Annotated in this window: 19 protein-coding genes; 10 read left to right on the top strand and 9 right to left on the bottom strand. The window is 34.3% G+C overall.

Going from position 1 to position 24,081, the window contains the following annotated elements:
- Positions 1-207 precede the first annotated feature (207 nt).
- The 7 genes from E0I61_RS14550 to E0I61_RS14520 form a co-directional block, all read right to left on the bottom strand.
- On the bottom strand, positions 208-2,466 hold the full coding sequence (locus E0I61_RS14550; protein WP_132072299.1) for an acyl-CoA dehydrogenase family protein: 2,259 nt from the start codon (positions 2,464-2,466) through the stop codon (positions 208-210).
- A gap of 139 nt (positions 2,467-2,605) precedes the next feature.
- On the bottom strand, positions 2,606-3,538 hold the full coding sequence (locus E0I61_RS14545) for a transglutaminase (protein ID WP_132072297.1): 933 nt from the start codon (positions 3,536-3,538) through the stop codon (positions 2,606-2,608).
- Positions 3,539-3,559: 21 nt separating this feature from the next.
- Positions 3,560-4,411, bottom strand: coding sequence for a substrate-binding domain-containing protein (locus E0I61_RS14540; RefSeq protein WP_132072295.1), 852 nt, complete (start codon positions 4,409-4,411; stop codon positions 3,560-3,562).
- Positions 4,411-4,938, bottom strand: a complete 528-nt coding sequence (locus E0I61_RS14535; protein ID WP_132072293.1) for a GNAT family N-acetyltransferase — start codon at positions 4,936-4,938, stop codon at positions 4,411-4,413. The genes E0I61_RS14540 and E0I61_RS14535 overlap by 1 nt, the downstream gene beginning before the upstream one ends.
- 154 nt (positions 4,939-5,092) lie before the next feature.
- A complete protein-coding gene (locus E0I61_RS14530; protein ID WP_132072291.1) occupies positions 5,093-5,965 on the bottom strand; it encodes a nucleoside phosphorylase in 873 nt (290 codons plus the stop codon).
- A 116-nt stretch (positions 5,966-6,081) separates the two neighbouring features.
- Positions 6,082-6,411, bottom strand: coding sequence for a translation initiation factor (locus E0I61_RS14525; RefSeq protein WP_132072289.1), 330 nt, complete (start codon positions 6,409-6,411; stop codon positions 6,082-6,084).
- 123 nt (positions 6,412-6,534) lie between these two features.
- Complete coding sequence (locus E0I61_RS14520) at positions 6,535-7,485, bottom strand: isopenicillin N synthase family dioxygenase (protein WP_132072287.1); 951 nt, start codon at positions 7,483-7,485, stop codon at positions 6,535-6,537.
- A gap of 169 nt (positions 7,486-7,654) precedes the next feature.
- Between E0I61_RS14520 and E0I61_RS14515 the strand changes: the two genes are divergently transcribed.
- Positions 7,655-9,631, top strand: a complete 1,977-nt coding sequence (locus tag E0I61_RS14515) for an alpha-ketoacid dehydrogenase subunit alpha/beta (protein ID WP_132072285.1) — start codon at positions 7,655-7,657, stop codon at positions 9,629-9,631.
- A gap of 215 nt (positions 9,632-9,846) precedes the next feature.
- On the opposite strand, the gene E0I61_RS14510 is transcribed toward E0I61_RS14515, so the two are convergent.
- Positions 9,847-10,740, bottom strand: a complete 894-nt coding sequence (locus E0I61_RS14510) for a LysR family transcriptional regulator (RefSeq protein ID WP_132072283.1) — start codon at positions 10,738-10,740, stop codon at positions 9,847-9,849.
- Positions 10,741-10,836: 96 nt separating this feature from the next.
- On the opposite strand from E0I61_RS14510, the gene E0I61_RS14505 reads away from it, so the two are divergent.
- Together E0I61_RS14505 and E0I61_RS14500 are read left to right on the top strand one after the other, a co-directional pair.
- Positions 10,837-11,430 carry an NAD(P)H-dependent oxidoreductase gene (locus E0I61_RS14505; RefSeq protein ID WP_132072281.1) on the top strand — a complete coding sequence of 198 codons (594 nt, stop codon included), beginning with the start codon at positions 10,837-10,839 and terminating at the stop codon, positions 11,428-11,430.
- 2 nt (positions 11,431-11,432) lie between these two features.
- Positions 11,433-11,723, top strand: coding sequence for a putative quinol monooxygenase (locus E0I61_RS14500; protein WP_132072279.1), 291 nt, complete (start codon positions 11,433-11,435; stop codon positions 11,721-11,723).
- Between the two features lie 92 nt (positions 11,724-11,815).
- On the opposite strand, the gene E0I61_RS14495 is transcribed toward E0I61_RS14500, so the two are convergent.
- A complete protein-coding gene (locus E0I61_RS14495) occupies positions 11,816-13,360 on the bottom strand; it encodes a hypothetical protein (RefSeq protein ID WP_131997606.1) in 1,545 nt (514 codons plus the stop codon).
- 154 nt (positions 13,361-13,514) lie between these two features.
- Between E0I61_RS14495 and E0I61_RS14490 the strand changes: the two genes are divergently transcribed.
- The 7 genes from E0I61_RS14490 (at position 13,515) to acs (ending at position 24,002) form a co-directional block, all read left to right on the top strand.
- Entirely contained in the window at positions 13,515-14,690 is a 1,176-nt protein-coding gene (locus tag E0I61_RS14490; protein ID WP_132072277.1) for a 2-isopropylmalate synthase, read from the top strand.
- 39 nt (positions 14,691-14,729) lie between these two features.
- A complete protein-coding gene (gene leuB / locus E0I61_RS14485; RefSeq protein ID WP_131997612.1) occupies positions 14,730-15,845 on the top strand; it encodes a 3-isopropylmalate dehydrogenase in 1,116 nt (371 codons plus the stop codon).
- 274 nt (positions 15,846-16,119) lie between these two features.
- On the top strand, positions 16,120-17,793 hold the full coding sequence (ilvD, locus tag E0I61_RS14480) for a dihydroxy-acid dehydratase (protein ID WP_132072275.1): 1,674 nt from the start codon (positions 16,120-16,122) through the stop codon (positions 17,791-17,793).
- A 57-nt stretch (positions 17,794-17,850) separates the two neighbouring features.
- On the top strand, positions 17,851-19,545 hold the full coding sequence (gene ilvB / locus E0I61_RS14475) for a biosynthetic-type acetolactate synthase large subunit (protein ID WP_131997618.1): 1,695 nt from the start codon (positions 17,851-17,853) through the stop codon (positions 19,543-19,545).
- Positions 19,546-19,549: 4 nt separating this feature from the next.
- On the top strand, positions 19,550-20,071 hold the full coding sequence (gene ilvN, locus E0I61_RS14470; protein WP_131997621.1) for an acetolactate synthase small subunit: 522 nt from the start codon (positions 19,550-19,552) through the stop codon (positions 20,069-20,071).
- Between the two features lie 81 nt (positions 20,072-20,152).
- On the top strand, positions 20,153-21,622 hold the full coding sequence (ilvC, locus tag E0I61_RS14465) for a ketol-acid reductoisomerase (RefSeq protein ID WP_132072273.1): 1,470 nt from the start codon (positions 20,153-20,155) through the stop codon (positions 21,620-21,622).
- 403 nt (positions 21,623-22,025) lie between these two features.
- Positions 22,026-24,002: an acetate--CoA ligase gene (gene acs, locus E0I61_RS14460; protein WP_262708584.1), complete on the top strand. Its 1,977-nt coding sequence runs from the start codon at positions 22,026-22,028 to the stop codon at positions 24,000-24,002.
- Positions 24,003-24,081 lie beyond the last annotated feature (79 nt).

The raw sequence follows: 24,081 nt of genomic DNA, 5'->3' as shown, positions 1-24,081 counted from the left end.
ATCCCTGTTTTAAGTTTGTTATAAATGCTAAAAAACAAATCAAGAGAAAAATTTTATAGTTATAGTATTACGTATACTTTGTTTCTTTAATTCGTACCCAAAATAGCTCCTAAACAGTTTCGTTTGAACTATAAAAACTCCTTATTTGATGAATTTTTTTAATAAAATCACTTTTTACACTGGAAACGGATTAAAGCTTGGATCCTATTATAGTGCAATTGGAGCGGCAAGGCAACTTTCAGGAATGTCAAATGCTTTTACTAAAGAAACTGCATCCGGCCTGATTTCCCAGCAAAGCTGGTTCACCATCTTGCGTATGGCTTTTGTTTTTGCGGTTTCCATGTAACCATCTTCAAGATACCAGCCTTTATTTTTTTCAATCTGTGAAAGGGCATACAATTGGCTCAACTTCAATACAATTTTCTTGCTTTTTTTGTCCTTGATACTCTGAATGGCTTTTTGAAATTGCTCCAGAACAATTCGTTCGAGATAAGCCTGAGCGACATCAAACATTTGGTGCTGTACCACATTAAATGCATCATAGGGATCAAGTCCGCTATCAATCAGTTTTTTCAATCGTTTTGCTGCAGAAGCCAATGTCGTTTTTTCCCTGTGTTGAAAGGCATTCAAATGAAACTCATCATCGAGTATATGCCCATCATCTGTTTTTCGGGTTATAATTGGATTTTTTTCAGAAATTACAGTCTTGGCATTTTCATAAACGTAATTAATCATTCCCATTGCATCCATTTCACCAAATGATTTTCGGAATTCTGACAAACGATTCTTAGCCACCAATTGCATCAATACAGTATTATCGCCTTCGAAAGTGGTGTAGATTTCGGTATCATTTTTTAAGGAATCAATACGATTTTCTGATAGATATCCTTTGCCACCGCAGGCCTCGCGACATTCTTGCAAAATATCTGTAGTACTCCAGGTTGAGTAGGCTTTCATCCCGGCAGCGAGGGCTTCAATTTCCTGCATTTCAGATTCCTTTTTATTGATAAAACGGGAAGTCAAATAGTGTAGTGCAAAATGTATTGCATATGTTTTTGCTAATAATGGAATTAGTCTGCGTTGATGCATACGGTAATTCAAGATTGGGACTTCTGAGCCGCCTTCTGGTCCAAATTGCCTGCGTTTGTCACTATATTTAATTGCTATTGTTAATCCTGATTTGGCTGCGACCAGTGCAGATCTCGGGATTCCAATTCTGCCGCCTACCAAAGTCCCTAGCATCGTAAAAAAACGTCGATTATCACTTGGAATAGGGCTTTCAAATTTCCCTTCTTTGTTTACCGAGGCAAAGCGATCCAACATATTTTCTTTCGGGATGGCAACATTTTCAAAACGAATTGTACCGTTATCAACACCATTAAGTCCCATTTTAAGTCCGCAATCCCCAATAGTAATACCTTTCAATATTTTATTATTCGCATCTCGTATCGGAACAATAAAGGCATTAACTCCGTAATCAATTTTATCAATGATTAATTTGGCAAAAACCGTAGCCATTTGACCGTGCACTGCTGCGTTACCAATATATTCTTTCTGCGCATTTTCATGAGGTGTATGAATAATAAATGTTTGGTCATCGTGATTATATGTCGCCGTTGTTTCCATTCCTTTTACATTCGAACCATGATTGGTTTCGGTCATTGCAAAACAGCCGGGCAACTGTAGAGAGCCAATATCTTTTAAGTATTTACTATAATGTTTTTCTGTTCCGAGCGATTGTATGCTCATTCCCCAAAGCCCAAATTGTACTCCAAATTTGATTACCAGACTTAAATCATGATAGCTCAATGTTTCCATGATGGCAAAATAATCACCAATATTTTCGCCACCGCCGTATTGTTTTGGGTAGGCCATATTTCCTAAGTTTTCTTGCGCGAGGATTTTGCACCAATCGTATACTTTTTTACGGTAAACGGCAGTATCAGTCGAAGTTTCGTAGGCAAATTCAGGTCGACTGATGATTGATTTTACCTTCTTAATGATTGCGGATTGTTCTCCATCCAAAATTTTTGTCAGTTTTTCTATTTCGAATGTGTTAGCAGTTTGGTAATTTGAAGTAAAGGTTTTTGCCTTTGTTTTAAAACTTCCAATAGCTTCTTCGCCTAAAATTCCCAGATCATTTTCAAGTTTTATAAAATCAGCTGCGAGGTTTTTAATAATTGCATCATTTTCTGAAAGTACAATTGAAATATCAAAAATGGATTTGATGGAAGGCTTTTTTTGAATAATTTGCTCAATTTCAGCTTTCCAATCAGCGAGTTGCTCTCTGGACGGTGGAGATGAAACAGTTACTTTTGAAAGAAGAAATTCCTGTTCCTTTTCGGAAATCCAGCTCTGGGAACGGATAAAATCTTGTAACGTAATGAACTCTTTTTGAGTTAAGAGGTCATCTGACCACACGAGATAAAAAAGAGGGATAAAGGCTTTGAGTTTTGAATTTTCCATAGTAAACTTTTAATAAAATAAAAATTTTAAGTTTGGTTAAGATAGGAAAATTTAATGACTAAAGAGCAAGGAGTAACGGTATACTTATAAATTTGGAAGGGGATAAGATTTGATTTATTAAACAAAAAATGAAATCAAATTAATCCAATGTCAAGGCACCTAAAATTTCTTCAGACAGGAAAGGTCCGCCGGGATATTTGGCTGTGTAATCCAGATTCATCCAAATTTGACCACGCTCATCAACGTGATAATGAAGTTTTTTTTCATTACTTTCATTGACAAATAACACATTCTTAATTAGAAAATTGACTTTTTCTAAATCAGTAAGCGAACCTATCAGTATTTCTGGATAAATATGTCCTGTAGTATGGATTAATCTGGGAGTTCCACCAATAGACTTGATAGTGGCAGCCATTAATATGGAATGATCATCACAGTCACCAGAAAAATAAAGCAATGATTCAGTAGCAGTAGCAATATAATCTCTTGCTTTTGGGTCGCTCACATAGTTCCATCTGCTATTTATTTCCTTGAAAACTGCAAAGCATTGAATAATGGTTCTATAATCAGAATATCCTTTTATGTCTTTAAAATGTTTTGAGGTTGCCATAATCGCAAAATTCCTAATTTTAGGATTTTGATATTCTATGGCATTGATGATTTTTGTTTTATTGGGAAACGGTAGCAGTTTTGCAATGATAATATCTTGTGGATATGGATTATCCGACATTGTATACATTATTGAATTATAATCCTCATAAACGCTGTTGAACCCATAGTTTCCTATCGTGGAGCCATAAAGTAAGACTAACAAATACAAGATGATACAAAATAGAATAATTGTTCTTAAAAATCGCAAAATGATTTGAATAATTACGATTATCAACAAGAATAAAACAACTCGATCAATATTAAGAAACCAATTTGGGTTGATTAAGTTTTGATGTACAATTATAAAAACGGGTACAGCAATTAATATGTTCAGGATAAAAATAATAACGTCATCCCAGGGTTTTTTGACCTGAAATCGCTGTTTTATACCCTGAAAATTAATTTCTTTTATTTTTATCATAGTAAAAATAAAAACAGTAATCTAGACTGTTTTTACAATATCCTCAAAAGTACCTTTTTTATCGATAATTTTAAGTTGAAAAAGTTGATTTTGAACTTTGTTTAACATTTTTTCTGATAATGGTTTTTGTGACCATTGCGTTAACGATAGCCATTCTTGAATATCTTCAATTTTTTGATGGTAAATTGAAGCCAAAGTTTTGTCAATACTTGGAATATCTTTGAATTCCTGCGTAGTCTGATTAATGATTGCAAGAATTTTTGAAATAATAGCTGGATTTTTTTCCAAAATTTCATCACGAACCGCAATTACAAAACAGGGCCAAGGTGTTGGGCAATCTGCAATTCTTTGGAAAATACCTTTATCGACTAATGGTTTGGTCATAAAACGTTCCCACATAAAATAATCAGCGGTTCCATTTGTCAACGCCTCGACAGCTCCATCAATAGTATTTATAATTTCAAACTGAAGATTATCCGTTTTCCAACCTTGATTATCGGCATTTACATACGCCATTAATTGCGAACCGGAACCCAATCTGGAAATGGCTACTTTGGTATTTTCTAAGTCAGCTAATGTCTTATAATTTGATTTTGCAGCCACGTGAATTCCCCAAATTAAAGGGCTTTCCACATAAACCTGAACTATTTTACTCGGGTTTCCGGCAACGATATCTTTTACGATTCCTTCGGTTAAGATTACGGCGATATCAGTCTTGCCATCACGAAGCATTTGGCACATTTTTCCGGTTCCTTCTGGAACGTCGGTCCATTGCAAATCAATGTTTTCTTTTTCGAAATCTCCGTTTTCTATTGACAAATGCCAAGGAAGATTGAAATGTTCCGGAACTCCAGCTATTTTTATTGTTTTCATTATAGGTTAGGATTTATTAATTCATACCAATTCCAAGAAACACCGTCTTCCATATATTGTTCGGTCATTTTCAGTCCAATTTTTTGTAGTATTCTGTTTGAGGCGATATTATCCGTATGCGCCGCAGCTTCCATAATTTTGATTTCCATTACATTAAAACCATAATCCAGCCAAGCAAAACTGGCTTCACTGGCATATCCTTTGCCCCAGAATTTTTCGTTTAAACGATATCCAATATCATAAAAATTAACCTTGTTATTGACCATTTCGGTGTTGTATTTTAATCCGGCCCAACCAATTAATTCATTGGTTTCTTTCAAAACAACCACAAATCGTCCAATATTATTTTGGATGTATTGTTCTCTAACAAGTTTTATATAGGAATGTACTTCGCTAATATCCGTTAATGGTTTGTTCCAAAGATATTGATGCACATTCGGATTGCTGTCCATTTCAAATAAAGCTTCTGCATCTGACAGCAGCATTTCTCTTAAAAGCAATCGGTTGGTTTCTAAAATAAGATTCATGATGTTTATAAAAAATGTTGTTATGTAGCGATTTAGCCCTGATCGAAACGGCATCCTTTTGTGTTGTCATTGCGAGGAACGAAGCAATTTTTCAGACAGCATAAAAGATACAGTGTAGAGTAGGAATTAGCTCCAAAATAAAATTGATTTTCTACTATTGATTAGCTAATTTATCCAACGTATACGCAATCAATTCATCCACGGCTTTGTATGGATCTTCACTAAATATTCCCGAAGCTCTGTTAGCAATTATAGCATTTAAAGAAAGTGCATTATGTCCTAAAAGAGCTGAAAGTCCATAAATAGCTGCCGTTTCCATCTCTAAATTTGTGATTTGGTTGTCGCCAAATTCAAAATTATCCATTTTAGCATTCAATTCTTCATCTTGTATATTCAAACGCAACACTCGTCCTTGAGGACCATAAAAACCACCTGCAGTCGCCGTAATTCCTTTATGCATTTTATCGCTTTCTATAATTTTCTCTAACTTTTCAGAACACGAAATCACATACGGTTTTCCTTTTCTTAAATCCCAATTGGTGTGTTTCACAAAAGCATCTTCGATTTCAAGATTCGAAACTTCGTCAATTAAATAGGATCGGAGCATGTTGTCCAGTCCTAATCCAAATTTTGACATCACAAAACTATCCACAGGAATATCTGCTTGCAAAGAACCCGAAGTTCCAATTCGGATGATGTTCAATGAAGTAAGATTTTCTTTTGGGTTACGAGTTTTTAAATCAATATTGACTAAAGCATCCAGTTCGTTGATAACAATATCAATATTGTCAGGGCCAATTCCTGTTGACATTACCGTAATTCGTTTGCCTTTGAAAATCCCGGTTTGGGTTTTAAATTCTCTTTTTTGAGTCGAAAATTCGATGCTGTCAAAAAACTGTGTGATTTTTTCCACTCGATTTTGATCCCCTACAAAGATGATATCGTGTGCAATATGTTCTGGTTTTAAATTCAAATGGTAAACGCTACCGTCTGGATTTAATATTAATTCTGATTGTTTTATTGACATTTTATTAGGTTTAACCACAAAGTTCACAAGGTTTTTCGCAAAGTTCACAAAGCTTTTATTAGTATTTTTTTTCTTTAGATCTGAAATCTAAAATATGCATTCTAAAATCTCAAATCTTACCCTCCAACACGTTTTACTTTAAAACCTTTTTCTTTTAAAATAGTCATTATTTTATCGCGATAATCACCTTGTATGATAATAGAATCATCTTTAAAAGTTCCGCCAACACTCAATTTTGTTTTGATTTCTTTGGCTAGAATTTTAAAATCCTCGTCAGCACCTTCGTATCCTTCAATTATAGTGGTGGCTTTTCCTTTTCGTTTTTCGAATTTGCAAATCATCGGTTCTTTTTGAACATATAATTCGTGAACCACTGCTTCAATTGGTTCTTCAGGCGATGGTTCGTGATCCGGAAAAAGGTTTTTTAATTGGTCTTGTAAGTCCATAATGTATATTTTTTGAACGCGAATAACACGTGTCTTACGGATTATCGCAGATTTTAAATTGTAAAAAACAAAAGACATTAAGTTTATACTTAATGTCTTTTAATTAATGACGTAAATTTAAGTTTATTTTTTAATAAGCCCTAAATCTACTAAACGTTCGTATAAATAGGCTCCTGCAGTAATATCTTCGAATTTTTTTGGATGTTCTGCATCAATACAGTTTTCCAAACAATCCAATTTCATATCACTCACCGGATGCATAAAAAACGGAATTGAATAACGTGAAGTTCCCCATAATTCTCTTGGTGGGTTTACCACTTGATGAATGGTAGATTTCAATTTGTTATTGGTATGACGCGATAACATATCGCCCACATTGATAACTAATTCATCCGGTTCTGCAATGGCATCAATCCATTCTCCATTGTGATTTTGAACCTGTAATCCTTTTCCTTGTGCACCCATCAATAAAGTAATCAAATTGATATCCCCATGAGCAGCAGCACGAATAGCGTTTGCGGGTTCAGACGTGATCGGCGGGTAATGAATAGGTCTTAAGATTGAATTTCCGTCTTTGGCATACTTGTCAAAATAAAATTCATCCAAACCAAGATGTAAAGCCAAAGCTCTTAAAACATAAACACCTGTTTTTTCCAGCATTTGGTAGGCTTCTTTACCTACAACATTAAAACGGGGAAGTTCTTTAACTTCAACGTTTTCGGGGTACTCTGATGCGTATTTTGAATCTTTGGATACATATTGTCCAAAGTGCCAAAACTCTTTCAAATCACCTTCTTTTCTTCCTTTGGCATGCTCTGTTCCAAAAGAAACATACCCTCTTTGTCCGCCAATTCCAGGGATTTCATAACTGTGTTTTGTTTCTAAAGGTAAAGCGAAAAAATTTCTGATTTCACCATACAATTCTTCAACCAACTGGTCGTTTAAAAAATGCCCTTTGAGTGCTACGAAGCCAATATCTTCAAATACACTTCCGATTTCATTTACAAATTTTTGTTTACGTTTCGGGTCGTCCGAAAGGAAATCACGCAAGTCAACACTAGGAATGTTTTGCATATTTTAAATATTTTTTAATAATTGTAAGGTTAAAAACCTTGCAGATACAAATGTAAAGAATAATTTTATATCTAAATTTTAAACTTAGAAGTAAATTAAAAAAATATAACAAAATATTGATAAATTGTTATATTTTTTTATCTTTGAACCATACAATAAAACCAAAAAAATGACCTTTGACAGAAAAAATCTTACGGACGATCAATTATTAGATTTATACAAGCGAATACTGAAACCAAGACTGATAGAAGAAAAAATGTTGATTCTTATCCGTCAGGGAAAAGTGTCCAAATGGTTTTCTGGAATTGGCCAAGAGGCTATTTCTGTTGGCGTAACGGCAGTTTTAGATTCGGATGAGTACATTTTACCAATGCACAGAAATCTAGGTGTTTTCACCGGAAGAGACATTCCGCTATACCGCCTTTTTTCGCAATGGCAAGGCAAAGCCAATGGTTTTACCAAAGGCCGTGATCGAAGTTTTCACTTTGGAACACAACAATACAAGATTATTGGAATGATTTCGCATTTAGGTCCACAATTAGGAGTTGCTGACGGAATCGCTTTAGCCAATAAACTCAAGAAAAACGGAAAAGTTACGGCAGTTTTCACTGGAGAAGGTGCTACAAGTGAAGGCGATTTTCATGAAGCATTGAATATTGCTTCCGTTTGGGAATTACCGGTTATGTTTGTTATTGAGAATAACGGATATGGCCTTTCGACCCCAACGAATGAACAATACCGTTGCGAAAACCTAGCCGATAAAGGAAAAGGATACGGAATGGAAAGCCATATTGTTGATGGAAATAATATTCTGGAAGTCTATAATTTGTTATTCGAATTAAAGGCTTCGATGAAAGAAAATCCACGTCCAGTATTATTGGAATTCAAAACCTTCAGAATGCGCGGGCATGAAGAGGCGAGTGGCACCAAATACGTTCCGCAAGAGTTAATGGATATGTGGGCAATTAAAGATCCCGTTAAAAATTACTTCAACTATTTGACCGAAAACGGAATTCTTACAGCCGATTTTGATGCGACCTTGCATGCTGAAATAAAGAAAGATATCGACGAAAGTTTGGCTATAGCCAATGCAGAACCTGAGATTGAAGCTTCATTAAGTGAAGAGCTAAATGATACTTACAAACCGTATGTATTTGAACAAGTTAACCCTTCAGATAAAAAAGAAAATATTCGTTTTATAGATGCAATTTCAACTAGTTTGAGGCAATCGATGGAACGTCATGAAAATTCAGTAATCATGGGTCAGGATATTGCTGAATATGGCGGTGCTTTCAAAATTACAGATGGTTTTGTAGCGCAGTTTGGCAAAGAGCGTGTCATCAATACACCAATTTGTGAAAGTGCAGTGGTTTCGGCAGGAATGGGATTGTCGATTAATGGATATAAAGCGATTGTAGAAATGCAGTTTGCCGATTTTGTTTCGACAGGATTTAATCCAATTGTGAATTTATTGGCTAAATCACATTACCGTTGGTTAGAAAAAGCCGATGTTGTGGTTCGTATGCCTTGCGGTGGAGGAACACAAGCGGGTCCTTTTCACTCGCAAACCAATGAAGCTTGGTTTACCAAAACACCAGGTTTAAAAGTGGTTTACCCTGCATTTCCGTATGATGCCAAAGGATTGTTGAATACTTCCATAAACGACCCGAATCCAGTATTATTTTTTGAGCACAAGCAATTGTATCGAAGTGTTTACCAAGATGTTCCTACTGATTATTATACGATTCCATTAGGAAAAGCGGCTTTGTTGAAAGAAGGGAATGATGTTACAATTATTTCGTTTGGTGCGGCAGTACATTGGGCTTTGGATACATTAGCAAAAAATCCTGGAATTTCGGCGGATTTATTGGACTTGAGAACTTTACAGCCTTTGGATACCGAAGCTATTTTTGCTTCTGTAAAGAAAACGGGAAGAGTGATTATTTATCAGGAAGACAGTATGTTTGGTGGAATAGCCAGTGATATTTCGGCAATGATAATGGAAAATTGTTTCAAATACTTAGATGCTCCCGTAAAACGCACAGCAAGTTTAGACACGCCAATTCCGTTTACAAAAGCGTTAGAAGATCAATATTTGCCGAAAGGCAGGTTTGAAACTGATTTGAAACAACTTTTGGCATACTAGATATTTAAATCTTAAATAAGGTTGTTTTTAGAGTTTTAATTCTAAAAATAACCTAATATCCAATAGATAATTATAAATAATATAATTGTCCCAATACAACCTCCGCCTAGTTTTTTGGCTCCGTAACCTGCTATTAGTGTTTTAAAAAATCCGTTCATAATTTTAAATTTTTAAGTATACCTTAAAAGTAATAAATATTTTTTAAACGTAGTGTTTTAATTTAATTCCAAAAATATTTTCTTAATTAGCGCTATTTCTTCCTGATACATTGTTTTTTTTCTGGTGGCGAAATAGAGTGTGTTTTTCAGTGGAGTTTTTCCTTCCCAAATCATTTTAATAGAACCGTTGTCAATTTCTTTTCGGCAAAGGAAATCAGGAACAACAGCTAATCCCTTACCACTGCTTAAACAACGGATTATTGAGTTTAGATTTGGAACAATATAATTGGGTCTGAAATCAGGATGTTTATTAAAGTTTAGCTGCCAAAAACGGCGTAAATGCTCCATGTCTCCTGTGGTTCCGTACCATTTTTGTTGTTTCAGCCAAAGCTCAATTTCTTGAATACTTTCCTGTTTTTCTATCGAATTGAATTCCAAATCGTCAATTTCGCTTCCGCCAACAAGTACAATAGTTTCTGATGAAAATGCCTGGTATTCGATTGCGTTTTTAACTACCATTTGTGGCGTGATAATTAAATCCAAAATGCCTTTTTCTAAACTCTCAACCATTTCCGGATATTCACCAAATTGAATAATAACATTAAATGGCAAGGTCGAAATATACTGTTCCAATGTAATTTGGAAAGTTTCAAAACACATTCCCACACTTATGGTTGGCGTATTTTTCTCAGTGCTTCTTTGAAAATTTTTTTCGGCTTCTTCCAGTTTGGTTAATGCTTCAATGATGAAATTGTAGAGCACTTTTCCTTTTTCGGTGGGAACCATTTTTCGACCTGTTCGGTCAAATAATTTATAACCCACATAATTTTCCAATGAACTCAAATGCAGACTCACTCCAGGTTGGGAAATAAATAATACTTCTGCTGCATTAGTCAACGTTCCTGTTTTATAAACCGCTTTAAACGTACGATACCATTCTAAATTTACCATAACTATTATAATTATGATACAAAGGTATGAATTAAGTTATTTTAATAATAGACTTTATCGTTCTAACTTTGCACCATCAAATTAAAAACATAAATCATGACAAAAATATTTATAATCAATGGGGGACAAAAGTTTGGCCATTCTGGAGGAAGGTTTAATGAAACCATTTCGAATAAAACCTTGAATTTTTTCAAAAATAATACCGCTTTTGAAATAAAAACAACCAATATTAATGACGATTACAATCCAGTTTCTGAAGTCGAAAAATTTGTTTGGGCTGATGTAATTATTTACCACACGCCAATATGGTGGTTTCAGTTGCCACATGGATTTAAAAAATACATTGATGTCGTTTTTACTGAAGGTCACGCCAAAGGAATTTATAAAAGTGACGGACGTTCCGCTGAAAATCCAACAATTAATTATGGAACAGGAGGAATGCTCCACGGCAAAAAATATATGCTGACTACCTCTTGGAATGCACCAAAAGAAGCTTTTACTTTACCCGGAGAATTTTTTAATCAGCACAGTGTGGATGAAGGACCGTTATTTGGTTTTCACAGAATGAACGCTTTTACAGGCATGAAACCGTTACAAAGTATTCATTTTCATGATATAGAAAAAAATGCAAATGTTGAAAATGATCTTAAATTGTATCAAAACCATTTAGCCCAATTATTTTTAAATTAATTATGCCAATAAATCTAACAGTTATTCTAAAAAGCAAACCGGAAAGTAAAGACACCTTGAAATCACTTTTACTTGATTTGGTTCAAAATTCCACTAAAGAAGCGGCTTGTTTGCAATATGATTTGCATCAAAATATGGAAGAGTCAACGATTTTTATTTTTCACGAAGTTTGGGAAAATGAGGCGGGATTAAAGCTTCATAATGAGCAATCGTATCTTATTTCTTTTTTCAAAAAGGCTAAACCATTGTTGCAAGAAGTACCCGTTATTCACAGAACCGAGAAATTAGCTTAATAATTGGGGTAGTACTCTTCGATATTTTAATTTTTTAAATATTATAAGTTAACAAAAAGGAGGCTAAAAGCCTCCTTTTGTCATATAAAGTCTTATCGATTAATCAATTTGGCTTTTTCTTTAATAATATCACTTATTTTTCGGTTTTCAATTTTGCTTTCGAGCCAAGAAATAATATCTAAATACAGAAAAGCCCTTTTTTCGTAGGTGTTTTTTTCCAATTCGATAAATCTTGCTCTCATTTTTATAAACTCCTTTTTGATATCTGTTGGATAAATGGCGTTTAAATTTTTCAAAAACTTAATGATTTCTTTTTGTACTTCATGTAAATCATTCATTTTGATTAGGAATTTATAGGTGTTTTTTAACTGATTTTCCAAATAATAATCTTTTCCTAATTCATAATGAGCAATCAAACACAGTATTCTGGCAAAACACATTAAATCTTCTCGCATCGAAAGATTTTTGTTGTTTATGATTTTCTCTAAATAAAAGATACATTCCGCATATTTTTCGTTCCCAAAATAAATTGACGCAAATTTATAATAGAACAACATTTCGTGATGTTCATCAAGATGGTCCGTGTGAATTTTTAATTTATTTAATACTTCGGGAATTAAGTATTCACTTTCGGCAAAGGTACCTTCCAGAATATGGTAATTCAATTTATTATTATAGACATATAAAAATGATAATGACGCGATATTATCATTCACTGGGAAATGAGAATCTTTTATGGTATCTTCCAGAAGCGATAAATACTTTTTGAATTTTGATTTGTACTTCAACATATATAAAGACTCCAATAAATAATGGTTTCCTTTTAAGAAAAATACAGGATTCAAATGAATCATACTTGGGTTATCATAAAAAAGTGTCACCCATTTTAAAGCGTATTTATAACAGGAAAGAAAATCCTGTACTAAGAAACTTCTCCAGAGATAAGCATTATAAAACCAATATTTTTCTCTAAAACCGAATTTTTTATCATCAAATTTAGAAATGTGTTTGTTGAAATAGTCGTCTATATATTTATATTCTTCGTCACTTTTTACATAACCGGTTTTAAGCATAATGCCGTACAGTTGCAACGATAAATTAGACAATTTACTGGAAATGGTATTGCGGTAATTTAATTCTTTGGCCTGAATAACCAATTCATCAGCGCGTCCTTGAATACTTCGTGTTATATATTGTGATTCAATAAGCTTTTCGAATTCTACAATTTCATAAGCCATGAGTTTTTCATCATTTTCTAAAGCTAAAATTTTTGTTTTATCCAAAATTTTTAAACTCTGCTTGTATAACCCTTTATTGTACAATATGGCAGCAAAATCAATTTGCTCTCTCAGCTGATACCGAATATTCTGGCTGGGAATATTCAATCGGATGCTCACTAAAATTTGCTTGTACAAGTATGATTTTAGATTCGATAATTGTACTTTTTTAATGATACCGCTTTTCAGAATTAGTTTCTCATCATAGACTTCTGATTTGTCTAAAATATTGAATAATTCGATGAATTTTGTATTGGAACTGGTTTCCAATCGGCTTGCAAAAATCTTGAATTGTCTTTTTTCAGATTTTGAAAGGGATTTTATTAATACAAATAAGAAATCTTTTTGATGGTTAGCCATTGTAAAATAGAGTAGCTTAATATGTTGTAAATCAATTGTTTATAAAGTTATTGTTTGCTTTATAAGCAGTATATTTCATTAAATTGAGTTTTATATTAAAGTAATGAAAGATATTTTTGTTATCAAGATGTGAAATTACATTAAATAAATGAAAATGAATAGAGAGAAAGTTCAAATTTTTGATACCACTTTAAGAGATGGCGAACAGGTCCCAGGATGTAAATTAGATACCAATCAAAAACTCGTTATAGCAAATCGACTGGACGAAATGGGTGTTGACATTATCGAAGCTGGTTTTCCTGTTTCTAGTCCAGGTGATTTTTTATCTGTTTCAGAAATAAGTAAGGTTGTTAAAAATGCAGTTGTCTGCGGATTAACAAGAGCAGTGAAAAATGACATCGATGTTGCGGCACAAGCTTTAAAACATGCAAAAAGACCTCGTATACATACTGGAATTGGAACTTCTGATTCGCACATAATACACAAACTAAACACGACTAGAGAAGACATTATTGCCCGAGCAAAGTTTGCCGTTTCACATGCTAAATCGTATGTTGAAGATGTAGAATTTTATGCTGAAGACGCTGGTAGAACGGACAATGAGTTTTTAGCTCGTGTCTGCGAAGAAGTAATAAAATCAGGTGCTACGGTACTTAATATTCCAGATACTACGGGTTATTGCTTACCAGAAGAATATGGTGCAAAAATTAAATATCTGAAAGAAAACGTCAAAGGGATTGAAAACGTAATCTTGTCTTGTCACTGTCATAATGATTTAGGAATGGCAACAGCAAATTCAATTGCAGGAGCAGTAAATGGAGCCAGACAAATTGAATGTACGATAAATGGAATAGGCGAACGAGCCGGAAATACAGCATTGGAAGAAGTGGTTATGATTTTCAAACAACATCCGTATTTGAATTTGGATACCAATATCAATACACGTCAGCTGAATGAAATGAGCCGATTGGTTTCTGAAAGTATGGGAATGATGGTGCAATCTAATAAAGCGATTGTTGGTGCAAATGCTTTTGCACACAGCTCCGGAATTCATCAAGATGGTGTGATAAAAAACAGAGCGACTTATGAAATCATGGATCCTTTAGAAGTAGGTGTCAATGAATCATCTATAGTTCTTACCGCCAGAAGTGGTAGAGCAGCATTGGCCTATAGAGCCAAAAAAGTAGGGTACGAACTTACAAAAGTGCAATTAGATATTGTTTATGGAGAGTTTTTAAAGTTTGCCGACATTAAAAAAGAAGTTCTCGATGACGATATTCATCAAATAATTGAAGCCTGTAAAATGAATAAGGAATTAATCCTTAACTAAAAATATTTTGATTTCTATTAAAATCTAAATCTTACTATTATGAACTTAAAAATAGCAGTACTTTCAGGAGACGGAATAGGTCCGGAGGTAATTTTACAAGCAAAAAAAGCGTTGTATGCAATTGGTGTGGTTTTCGATCATGAGTTTGTTTTTGAAGACGCTCTTATTGGTGCTGTTGCTATTGAAAAAACAGGGAATCCTTTGCCGGAACAAACATTAAACCTTTGTTTGAATACTGATGCTATATTGTTTGGGGCTGTTGATGATTCAAAATACGATATCAATTCAGATTCAAAACTACGTCCTATACAAGGATTATTAAAATTGAGACAAGCGCTAGGATTGTATGCAAATATAAGACCTATAAAACCATACAATGACTTATTGGATTTATCTCCTTTAAAAAGAAAAATAATTGAAGGCGTTGATTTTATAATCTTCAGAGAAATTTCGGGAGGATCTTATTTCAGCGAGAAAAAGATCAATAAACAAGGAACATTAGCGTCTGATTTATGTGAATATTCCGAAGAAGAGATTATAAGAATCAGTCATTTAGCTTTTAGAACTGCTCAAAAAAGGCAAAAAAAGGTGACTTTGGTTGACAAAGCCAGTATCCTTGAAACATCAAGATTATGGAGAAAAGTAGTGACAGAAATTGGTGAAGGATATCCTGATGTAACCTTAGATTTTCTTTTTGTTGATACTGCTGCAATGCAAATAATTATTAATCCAAAACAATTTGATGTCATTCTGACCGAAAATTTATTTGGTGATATTTTATCTGATGAAGCAAGTGTAATTACGGGTTCAATAGGATTATTACCATCCGCATCTTTAGGAAATTCAAATGCCCTTTTTGAACCTATTCACGGTTCCTATCCAGAAGCTAAAAGAAAAAACATCGCTAATCCGATTGCTTCAATACTATCTGCGGCAATGCTTTTGGAACATTTTGGACTTCAAGTGGAATCGCAAAGAGTATACGAAGCAGTACATAAAGCAATTGAATTAAATGTAGTCACAGCAGATTTGAATCCTTATTCAAAATTTGGAACAAATGAAGTGGGTGACTTTATTTCAAATTATATTTTAAGTAAAGACGATTTATATTTTAAAAGTGACAATGTCTATATAGGACAATCGACTATTGTTTAACAAACAATAATCAAAAAATGCATTTAATAATTGAAAATGCATATAATATTGAGGTTATATTTTTTTTAGTTCTATTTGTTTTTATACTTTTGACGCAAATAAAAATAAAAAATGCAAATCGTATCTATTATTTCTTCAATTATTAATGTCAATGTGATTATCACATGTGCAGAGGGAATGGTATAGATATAATTAAAAAAATATTTAAAACCTCCCATCTATTTGGGAGGTTTTTTTTTGGGAATAAATTTAAATACACAAACAAACATAAATAATGGAATTAAATAAATACAGCAAGACCATAACACAAGATGAAACACAACCTGCAGCGCAAGCGATGTTGTATGGAATTGGTTTGACTGAGGAAGATTTAAAAAAAGCACAGGTAGGAATCGTAAGCATGGGTTACGAAGGAAATACGTGTAACATGCACTTAAATGATCTTGCAAAAGATGTAAAAAAAGGGGTTTGGAATGCTGATTTAGTCGGTTTGATTTTTAATACAATTGGTGTCAGTGACGGTATTTCGAATGGTACAGATGGGATGCGTTTTTCATTAGTTTCTCGTGATGTAATTGCGGATTCTATCGAAACAGTAATGGGAGCGCAATGGTATGATAGTTTGATTGCAATTCCTGGTTGTGATAAAAATATGCCTGGAGCCTTAATTGCTATGGGAAGAGTAAATCGCCCAGCACTTATGGTTTACGGAGGAACAATTCACTCTGGAAAATGGAAAGGAGAATCTTTGAATATTGTGTCTGCTTTTGAAGCATTAGGAAAAAAATTCAATAAGACTATAACTCCGGAAGATTTTAAAGGGGTTATTCAAAATTCATGTCCCGGAGCGGGTGCTTGTGGCGGAATGTACACAGCTAATACGATGTCATCAGCAATTGAAGCATTAGGAATGAGTTTACCATACAGTTCCTCAAATCCTGCTTTGAGTCAAGAAAAAAGACAAGAATGTCTTGATGCTGGAAACGCCATCCGTGTATTATTAGAAAAAGATATTAAGCCAAGAGACATTATGACTCGTAAGGCTTTTGAAAATGCGATTACACTTGTAGCAGTGTTAGGAGGTTCGACCAATGCGGTAATGCATTTAATTGCAATGGCACATTCTGTTGATGTAGAAATTACTTTAACTGATTTTCAAGAAATAAGTGACAGAACACCAGTACTTGCTGATTTGAAGCCAAGTGGTAAATACATGATGGAAGATTTGCACGCTGTTGGAGGTGTTCCTGCAGTACTGAAATATTTATTGAAAGAAGGATTTATTCACGGAGATTGTTTGACTGTAACAGGAAAAACAATGGCCGAAAATTTAGCAACTGTACCAGATTTGAATGATGGACAAGATGTGATTCATGAAATTCAAAAAGCATTAAAAGCAACTGGAAACATTCAAATACTATATGGAAATCTTGCTTCAGAAGGTTGTGTTGCCAAAATAAGCGGAAAAGAAGGAGAATATTTTGAAGGAACTGCTGTTGTTTTTGAAGGGGAATTCGATGTTATTCCAGGTATTCAAAGTGGAATGGTAAAACCAGGAGATGTAGTCGTCATTAGGAACTGTGGTCCAAAAGGTGGTCCAGGGATGCCTGAAATGCTAAAACCTACATCGGCCATTATGGGAGCGGGATTAGGTAGTAGTGTTGCTTTGATTACTGACGGTAGGTTCTCTGGAGGTTCACATGGATTCGTGGTAGGTCACGTAACACCGGAAGCTTATGATGGAGGTGGAATTGCACTCGTCAAGAATGGAGATATAATAACTATTGATGCAAAACACAATACAATAAATCTCAAAATTTCTGATGATGAATTTGCAGCTAGAAAAGCGAGTTGGGTTCAACCGGCTTTAAAGGCTACTAAAGGAGTTTTGTTAAAATATGCCAGATCTGTTTCAAGTGCATCTACAGGATGTGTAACTGATAAATAATATCAAAAAATCTATTGCAATTGCATTAAAACATTTGCAATAGCTAAAAAATAAAAAATGAAAAACAATAAAATATCCGGCGCCGAAGCCGTTATAAGATGCTTATTAGAAGAAGGAGTAGACTTGGTTTATGGCTATCCAGGCGGAGCTATAATGCCTGTTTATGACGAATTATATAAATTTCAAGATCAATTGCAACATGTTTTAGTACGTCACGAACAAGGCGCTACTCATGCAGCACAGGGTTTTGCAAGAGCAACAGGGAAAGTGGGAGTTGCGATTGCAACTTCAGGTCCGGGAGCAACAAATTTAGTTACAGGAATTGCTGATGCGCAAATCGATTCGACTCCTATGGTTTGTATCACGGGACAAGTAGGAAAACATTTATTGGGATCCGATGCTTTTCAGGAAACAGATATTATTGGAATTTCAACTCCGGTAACCAAATGGAATTACCAAATTACTGAGGCTTCAGAAATTCCTGAAATCATTGCAAAAGCATTTTATATCGCCAGATCAGGTCGTCCAGGTCCAGTATTAATTGATATTACAAAAAATGCTCAGTTTGACGAAATCGAATTTAGTTATAAAAAATGCACTGGTATCAGAAGTTACAATCCAAAACCAACTTTAGATCTTGAAAAAGTAAAGGAGGCTGCGGAATTAATCAATACTGCTAAAAAACCATTTATCATTTTTGGTCAAGGAATTATTCTTGGCGAAGCCGAAGCTTTGCTAAAAGAGTTGGTCGAAAAATCAGGAATTCCTGCTGCTTGGACAATTTTAGGACTTTCGGCATTGCCAACGGATCATCCGTTAAATGTAGGAATGGTAGGAATGCACGGAAATTATGGTCCTAATGTTTTGACTAATGAATGCGATGTTTTAATTGCACTCGGAATGCGTTTTGACGATCGTGTTACAGGAAATTTGGCGACTTATGCCAAACAAGCTAAAGTAATTCATCTCGAAATTGATTCGGCTGAGATTGATAAAAACGTGAAAACAACTGTTGCAGTTTTGGCGGATGTAAAAGAATCGTTGACGGCTTTACTTCCTTTAATCAAAAATAATTCGCACGAATCTTGGCACAATGAATTCAAGGAAAAATATGAAATTGAATTGGAAGCGGTAATCAATGACGAGTTAAAGCCTAAGAAAGAAGGAATTTCTATGGGAGAAACTATTGAAATGATTAACAAACATTCTAAAGGAGATGCCATTATGGTTTCGGATGTGGGACAACACCAAATGTTTGCGTGCCGTTATGCCAAATTCAATTCGACTAAAAGTAATGTTACTTCAGGAGGATTAGGAACGATGGGATTTGCATTGCCAGCTGCGATTGGAGCCAAAATGGGAATGCCGGATCGTGAAGTGGTGGCTATTATTGGTGATGGAGGTTTTCAAATGACCATTCAGGAATTAGGAACTATTTTTCAAACCAAAGTTCCTGTGAAAATAGTGGTGTTAAATAATGAATTTTTAGGAATGGTACGTCAGTGGCAACAATTGTTTTTTGACAAAAGATATGCTTCTACAGAAATGATTAATCCAAATTTCATCGCAATTGCTGAGGGCTATTATATCAAAGCGAAGAAAGTAACCAAAAGAGAAGATTTAGATGCGGCTGTTGCCGAAATGATGGCTTCAAAAGAATCTTATTTCCTTGAAGTTATGGTAGAAAAAGAAAATAACGTATTCCCAATGATTCCAACAGGAGCATCAGTATCTGATATCCGATTAAGTTAATATTATGGAAAATAAAACATTCACCATTTCTGTTTATTCAGAAAACAACGTTGGCTTATTAAACAGAATATCTGGAATATTCTTGAAACGCCATATCAATATTTTGAGTTTAAATGTATCCGAATCTGAAATTGAAAATGTTTCCAGATTTATCATTGTGGTAAATACCACTGAAAAATGGGTACAAAATATAGTAGGACAAATCGAAAAACAAATCGAAGTCATTAAAGCATTTTACCATGTTGACGAAGAAACTATTTTCTTAGAAAATGCACTATTCAAAATTGAAGCGAGCTTATTATTTGATGAAAAACAAATTCAGAATATAATTAAAGAAAGCCACTCTGAAATAGTTACTGTTGCGAGAGACTTTTTTGTGATTTCAAAATCTGGACAACGTGCTGAAATAGAATCGTTATATGAAAAATTAAAACCTTTTGGAATCATGCAATTTGTACGTTCCGGAAGAATATCGGTTTCCAAAGCAAAAATGGAAATATCAACTTTATTAGAAGAACTTTCTTAGAGTGATTAATGTTGTTCAGTCGAGAAAGAGTTCTTAAAAAGAAAAAAATTATTAAATTTTACAATCATTAAATAATAAAAAATGGCAAATTATTTCAATTCATTACCACTTAGATTACAATTAGAACAATTAGGCGTATGCGAATTCATGGATCAATCTGAATTTGTAGACGGAATTAAAGCTTTAGCAGGAAAAAAAGTAGTCATTGTAGGTTGTGGGGCACAAGGTTTGAACCAAGGTTTAAACATGAGAGATTCAGGTTTAGATATTTCTTATGCATTGCGTGCAGATGCGATTTCAGAAAAAAGAGCTTCTTTTAAAAATGCTTCTGATAATGGATTCAAAGTGGGAACCTATGAAGAATTAATTCCAACGGCTGATTTGGTTTGTAACCTTACACCAGACAAGCAACATACTGCTGTAGTTACGGCGATTATGCCTTTGATGAAAAACGGATCAACTTTGGCCTATTCTCACGGTTTCAATATTGTAGAGGAAGGAATGCAGATTCGTAAAGACATCACTGTAATTATGTGTGCTCCCAAATGCCCGGGATCAGAAGTGCGTGAAGAATATAAAAGAGGTTTTGGTGTACCAACTTTAATCGCGGTTCACCCAGAAAATAACCCAAACGGAGAAGGTTTCGAACAAGCAAAAGCATATGCAGTTGCTACTGGTGGACACAAAGCGGGAGTGTTAAACTCTTCATTTGTAGCCGAAGTAAAATCGGATTTGATGGGAGAACAAACCATTCTTTGTGGAATGTTGCAAACGGGTTCTATTTTATGTTTTGATAAAATGGTTGAAAAAGGAATCGAACCTGCGTATGCTTCAAAATTAATTCAATACGGTTGGGAAACAGTAACGGAAGCCTTGAAACACGGTGGAATTACTAATATGATGGATCGTTTGTCTAATCCTGCAAAAATTGAAGCATATGAATTAGCAGATGAATTGAAAGACATCATGCGTCCGTTGTTTCAAAAACACATGGATGATATTATTTCTGGTGAATTCTCAAAAAATATGATGATTGACTGGGCTAATGATGATATTAATTTATTGACATGGAGAGCAGCAACGGCAGAAACGAATTTCGAAAAAACAGCTCCAACAGCAGCTCATATTTCTGAGCAAGAGTATTTTGATAATGGTATTTTAATGATTGCCATGGTAAAAGCGGGTGTAGAATTAGCTTTCGAAACGATGACACAATCAGGAATTATTGAAGAATCAGCATATTACGAATCTTTGCATGAATTGCCTTTAATTGCAAATACTGTGGCAAGAAAAAAATTATATGAAATGAACAGAATCATTTCGGACACAGCAGAATACGGTTGTTATTTATTTGATCATGCGTGTAAACCGTTACTGGCTGATTTCATGAAAAAAATTGAAACAAATGTTATTGGAAAACCTTTTTCAAAATCTAACGGTGTTGAAAATGCAGCGCTGATTGCGGTAAACAGTACTGTTCGCCAGCATCCAATTGAAGATGTAGGAGCGTGGTTGAGAGAATCAATGACGGCTATGAAAAAAATAGGATAATAAAATAGGAATTACCACACAAGAGAGTGTGTTGGGATTAGCACTATATCATTTGGTTTCATAATATTTTGAATTAGTTAAAATTTATTAAAAAAGATAAATGGATATGGATGCTTATACATTCACTTAACTTTAAACGAGCTTAAAGTTGAGTGAAGTAATCCCTATGAAACGAAACAGAACGGGAAATAGTAGCAATATCCATGGTTGTTTTTTTAATAAATCATGTTTAAAAATTATCATTACTAGTACTAAAATAATTGTTGTTAAATTTTGTTGAGATAAAAGGCGGGATAGAAAAATCTATCTCGCTTTTTTTATATCTACATAATTGTTAAAAACAACAAAAAACAAGAAAATAACCATTTAAACGCTATTTTTTTTATGTTCTATTTAATTTTTAATGGAAATTTATGATTTAAATAATTTTAAGAATAGCGGGAGATTTAATACTTTTATAAAAAATAAAAACATGAGCTACTATAAGATTCAAAATTTAGAACAATATTTTAAACATTATAATAAATCAGTTCGTGAACCAAGAAAATTTTGGGGAAAAATAGCAGAAGAAAACTTTACGTGGTACCAACAATGGGATAAAGTTGTTGATTTTAATATGGGTGAGGCCGAGATAAAATGGTTTACGGAAGCAAAAGTAAATATCGTTAAAAACTGTATTGACAGACATCTTGCAAAAAGAGGAGAAAAAACGGCCATTATTTTCGAACCAAATGATCCAACAGAAACAGCATTGCACATTACCTATAATGAATTGCACCAAAGTGTTTGTAAAATGGCAAACGTACTGCGTGAACAAGGCATAAAAAAAGGAGATAGAGTTTGTATCTATTTACCTATGATTCCTGAATTAGCCATTACAACTTTGGCTTGTGCAAGAATTGGAGCGATACATTCCGTTGTTTTTGCAGGATTTTCGGCTTCAGCAGTGGCAACAAGAATAAATGACAGTGATTGTAAAATGGTTATTACATCTGATGGTGGCTATCGCGGTAATAAAACTATAGATTTAAAAGGAATAATTGACGAAGCACTGATAAACTGTCCTGGTGTTTCAACTGTATTGGTTGCCAAAAGAACGAATACTGCTATAAATATGCAAGAAGGTCGTGACCAATGGTTACAACCGCTTTTTGAGGAAGCTTCAGACAATAATGTAGCTGAAATTATGGATTCTGAGGATCCATTGTTTATCCTATATACTTCTGGTTCTACCGGAAAACCAAAAGGAATGGTGCATACCACAGCGGGTTATATGGTGTATACCGCTTATACTTTTAAAAATGTATTTAATTACGAAGAAAACGATATTTTTTGGTGTACCGCCGATATTGGTTGGATAACCGGACATTCTTACATTCTTTACGGCCCATTATTGAATGGCGCTACAACTGTAATTTTTGAAGGAGTTCCTTCCTATCCAGATTTTAGTCGTTTTTGGGAAACTATCGAAAAGCACAAAGTGACGCAGTTTTATACGGCACCAACAGCAATCCGAGCCTTAGCAAAAGAGAGTTTAGATTATGTACAAAAATATCCTTTAAAGTCTTTAAAAGTTATAGGATCTGTTGGAGAACCTATTAATGAAGAGGCATGGCACTGGTACAATGATCATGTAGGAGGAAAGCGATGCCCTGTTGTTGATACGTGGTGGCAGACAGAAACCGGCGGAATAATGATTTCACCAATTGCTTTTGTAACCCCTACAAAACCTACTTATGCTTCCTTGCCATTGCCGGGAATTCAACCTGTTCTTATGGACGATAAGCGCAATGAAATAGAAGGAAATCAGGTTACGGGAAGTCTTTGTATCAAATTTCCTTGGCCTGGAATTGCCAGAACCATTTGGGGTGATCATCAACGCTATAAAGACACTTATTTTAGTGCTTTTCCAGGCAAATATTTCACTGGAGACGGTGCTTTGCGTGACGAAGTAGGCTATTATAGAATTACGGGTCGCGTAGATGATGTGGTGATTGTTTCCGGTCATAATTTAGGAACTGCACCAATTGAAGATGCCATAAATGAACATCCGGCCGTTGCAGAAAGTGCCATTGTGGGTTTTCCACATGATATTAAAGGAAATGCTTTATATGGTTTTGTTATTTTAAAAGAAACTGGAGAATATCGTGATAGAGAAAATCTAAGCAAGGAAATCAATCAACATATTTCAGATCACATTGGACCGATTGCAAAATTAGACAAAATCCAATTTGTTTCTGGTTTGCCAAAAACACGCTCCGGAAAAATCATGCGTAGAATTCTTCGCAAAATAGCCGAAGGGGATTATTCAAATTTTGGAGATATCTCAACACTTTTAAACCCTGAGATTGTAGAAGAAATTAAAGAAGGAAAATTATAAATTAATTAGGAGCCGTTTGTAACAAAACGGCTTTTTTTTGAATTCAAAATATGAAAGTAGCGCTTATTTTATATCCAAT

The organism is Flavobacterium ranwuense (assembly GCF_004349315.1).
Lineage (GTDB): Bacteria > Bacteroidota > Bacteroidia > Flavobacteriales > Flavobacteriaceae > Flavobacterium > Flavobacterium ranwuense.
This window is presented reverse-complemented; position numbering and strand designations above follow the sequence as displayed.

What these genes read in the sequence shown, in the direction of transcription:
- E0I61_RS14550 (WP_132072299.1), bottom strand. Translation starts at nt 2,466, where the DNA reads ATGGAAAATTCAAAACTCAAAGCCTTTATCCCTCTTTTTTATCTCGTG.
- E0I61_RS14545 (WP_132072297.1), bottom strand. Translation starts at nt 3,538, where the DNA reads ATGATAAAAATAAAAGAAATTAATTTTCAGGGTATAAAACAGCGATTT.
- E0I61_RS14540 (WP_132072295.1), bottom strand. Translation starts at nt 4,411, where the DNA reads ATGAAAACAATAAAAATAGCTGGAGTTCCGGAACATTTCAATCTTCCT.
- E0I61_RS14535 (WP_132072293.1), bottom strand. Translation starts at nt 4,938, where the DNA reads ATGAATCTTATTTTAGAAACCAACCGATTGCTTTTAAGAGAAATGCTG.
- E0I61_RS14530 (WP_132072291.1), bottom strand. Translation starts at nt 5,965, where the DNA reads ATGTCAATAAAACAATCAGAATTAATATTAAATCCAGACGGTAGCGTT.
- E0I61_RS14525 (WP_132072289.1), bottom strand. Translation starts at nt 6,411, where the DNA reads ATGGACTTACAAGACCAATTAAAAAACCTTTTTCCGGATCACGAACCA.
- E0I61_RS14520 (WP_132072287.1), bottom strand. Translation starts at nt 7,485, where the DNA reads ATGCAAAACATTCCTAGTGTTGACTTGCGTGATTTCCTTTCGGACGAC.
- E0I61_RS14515 (WP_132072285.1), top strand. Translation starts at nt 7,655, where the DNA reads ATGACCTTTGACAGAAAAAATCTTACGGACGATCAATTATTAGATTTA.
- E0I61_RS14510 (WP_132072283.1), bottom strand. Translation starts at nt 10,740, where the DNA reads ATGGTAAATTTAGAATGGTATCGTACGTTTAAAGCGGTTTATAAAACA.
- E0I61_RS14505 (WP_132072281.1), top strand. Translation starts at nt 10,837, where the DNA reads ATGACAAAAATATTTATAATCAATGGGGGACAAAAGTTTGGCCATTCT.
- E0I61_RS14500 (WP_132072279.1), top strand. Translation starts at nt 11,433, where the DNA reads ATGCCAATAAATCTAACAGTTATTCTAAAAAGCAAACCGGAAAGTAAA.
- E0I61_RS14495 (WP_131997606.1), bottom strand. Translation starts at nt 13,360, where the DNA reads ATGGCTAACCATCAAAAAGATTTCTTATTTGTATTAATAAAATCCCTT.
- E0I61_RS14490 (WP_132072277.1), top strand. Translation starts at nt 13,515, where the DNA reads ATGAATAGAGAGAAAGTTCAAATTTTTGATACCACTTTAAGAGATGGC.
- leuB (WP_131997612.1), top strand. Translation starts at nt 14,730, where the DNA reads ATGAACTTAAAAATAGCAGTACTTTCAGGAGACGGAATAGGTCCGGAG.
- ilvD (WP_132072275.1), top strand. Translation starts at nt 16,120, where the DNA reads ATGGAATTAAATAAATACAGCAAGACCATAACACAAGATGAAACACAA.
- ilvB (WP_131997618.1), top strand. Translation starts at nt 17,851, where the DNA reads ATGAAAAACAATAAAATATCCGGCGCCGAAGCCGTTATAAGATGCTTA.
- ilvN (WP_131997621.1), top strand. Translation starts at nt 19,550, where the DNA reads ATGGAAAATAAAACATTCACCATTTCTGTTTATTCAGAAAACAACGTT.
- ilvC (WP_132072273.1), top strand. Translation starts at nt 20,153, where the DNA reads ATGGCAAATTATTTCAATTCATTACCACTTAGATTACAATTAGAACAA.
- acs (WP_262708584.1), top strand. Translation starts at nt 22,026, where the DNA reads ATGGAAATTTATGATTTAAATAATTTTAAGAATAGCGGGAGATTTAAT.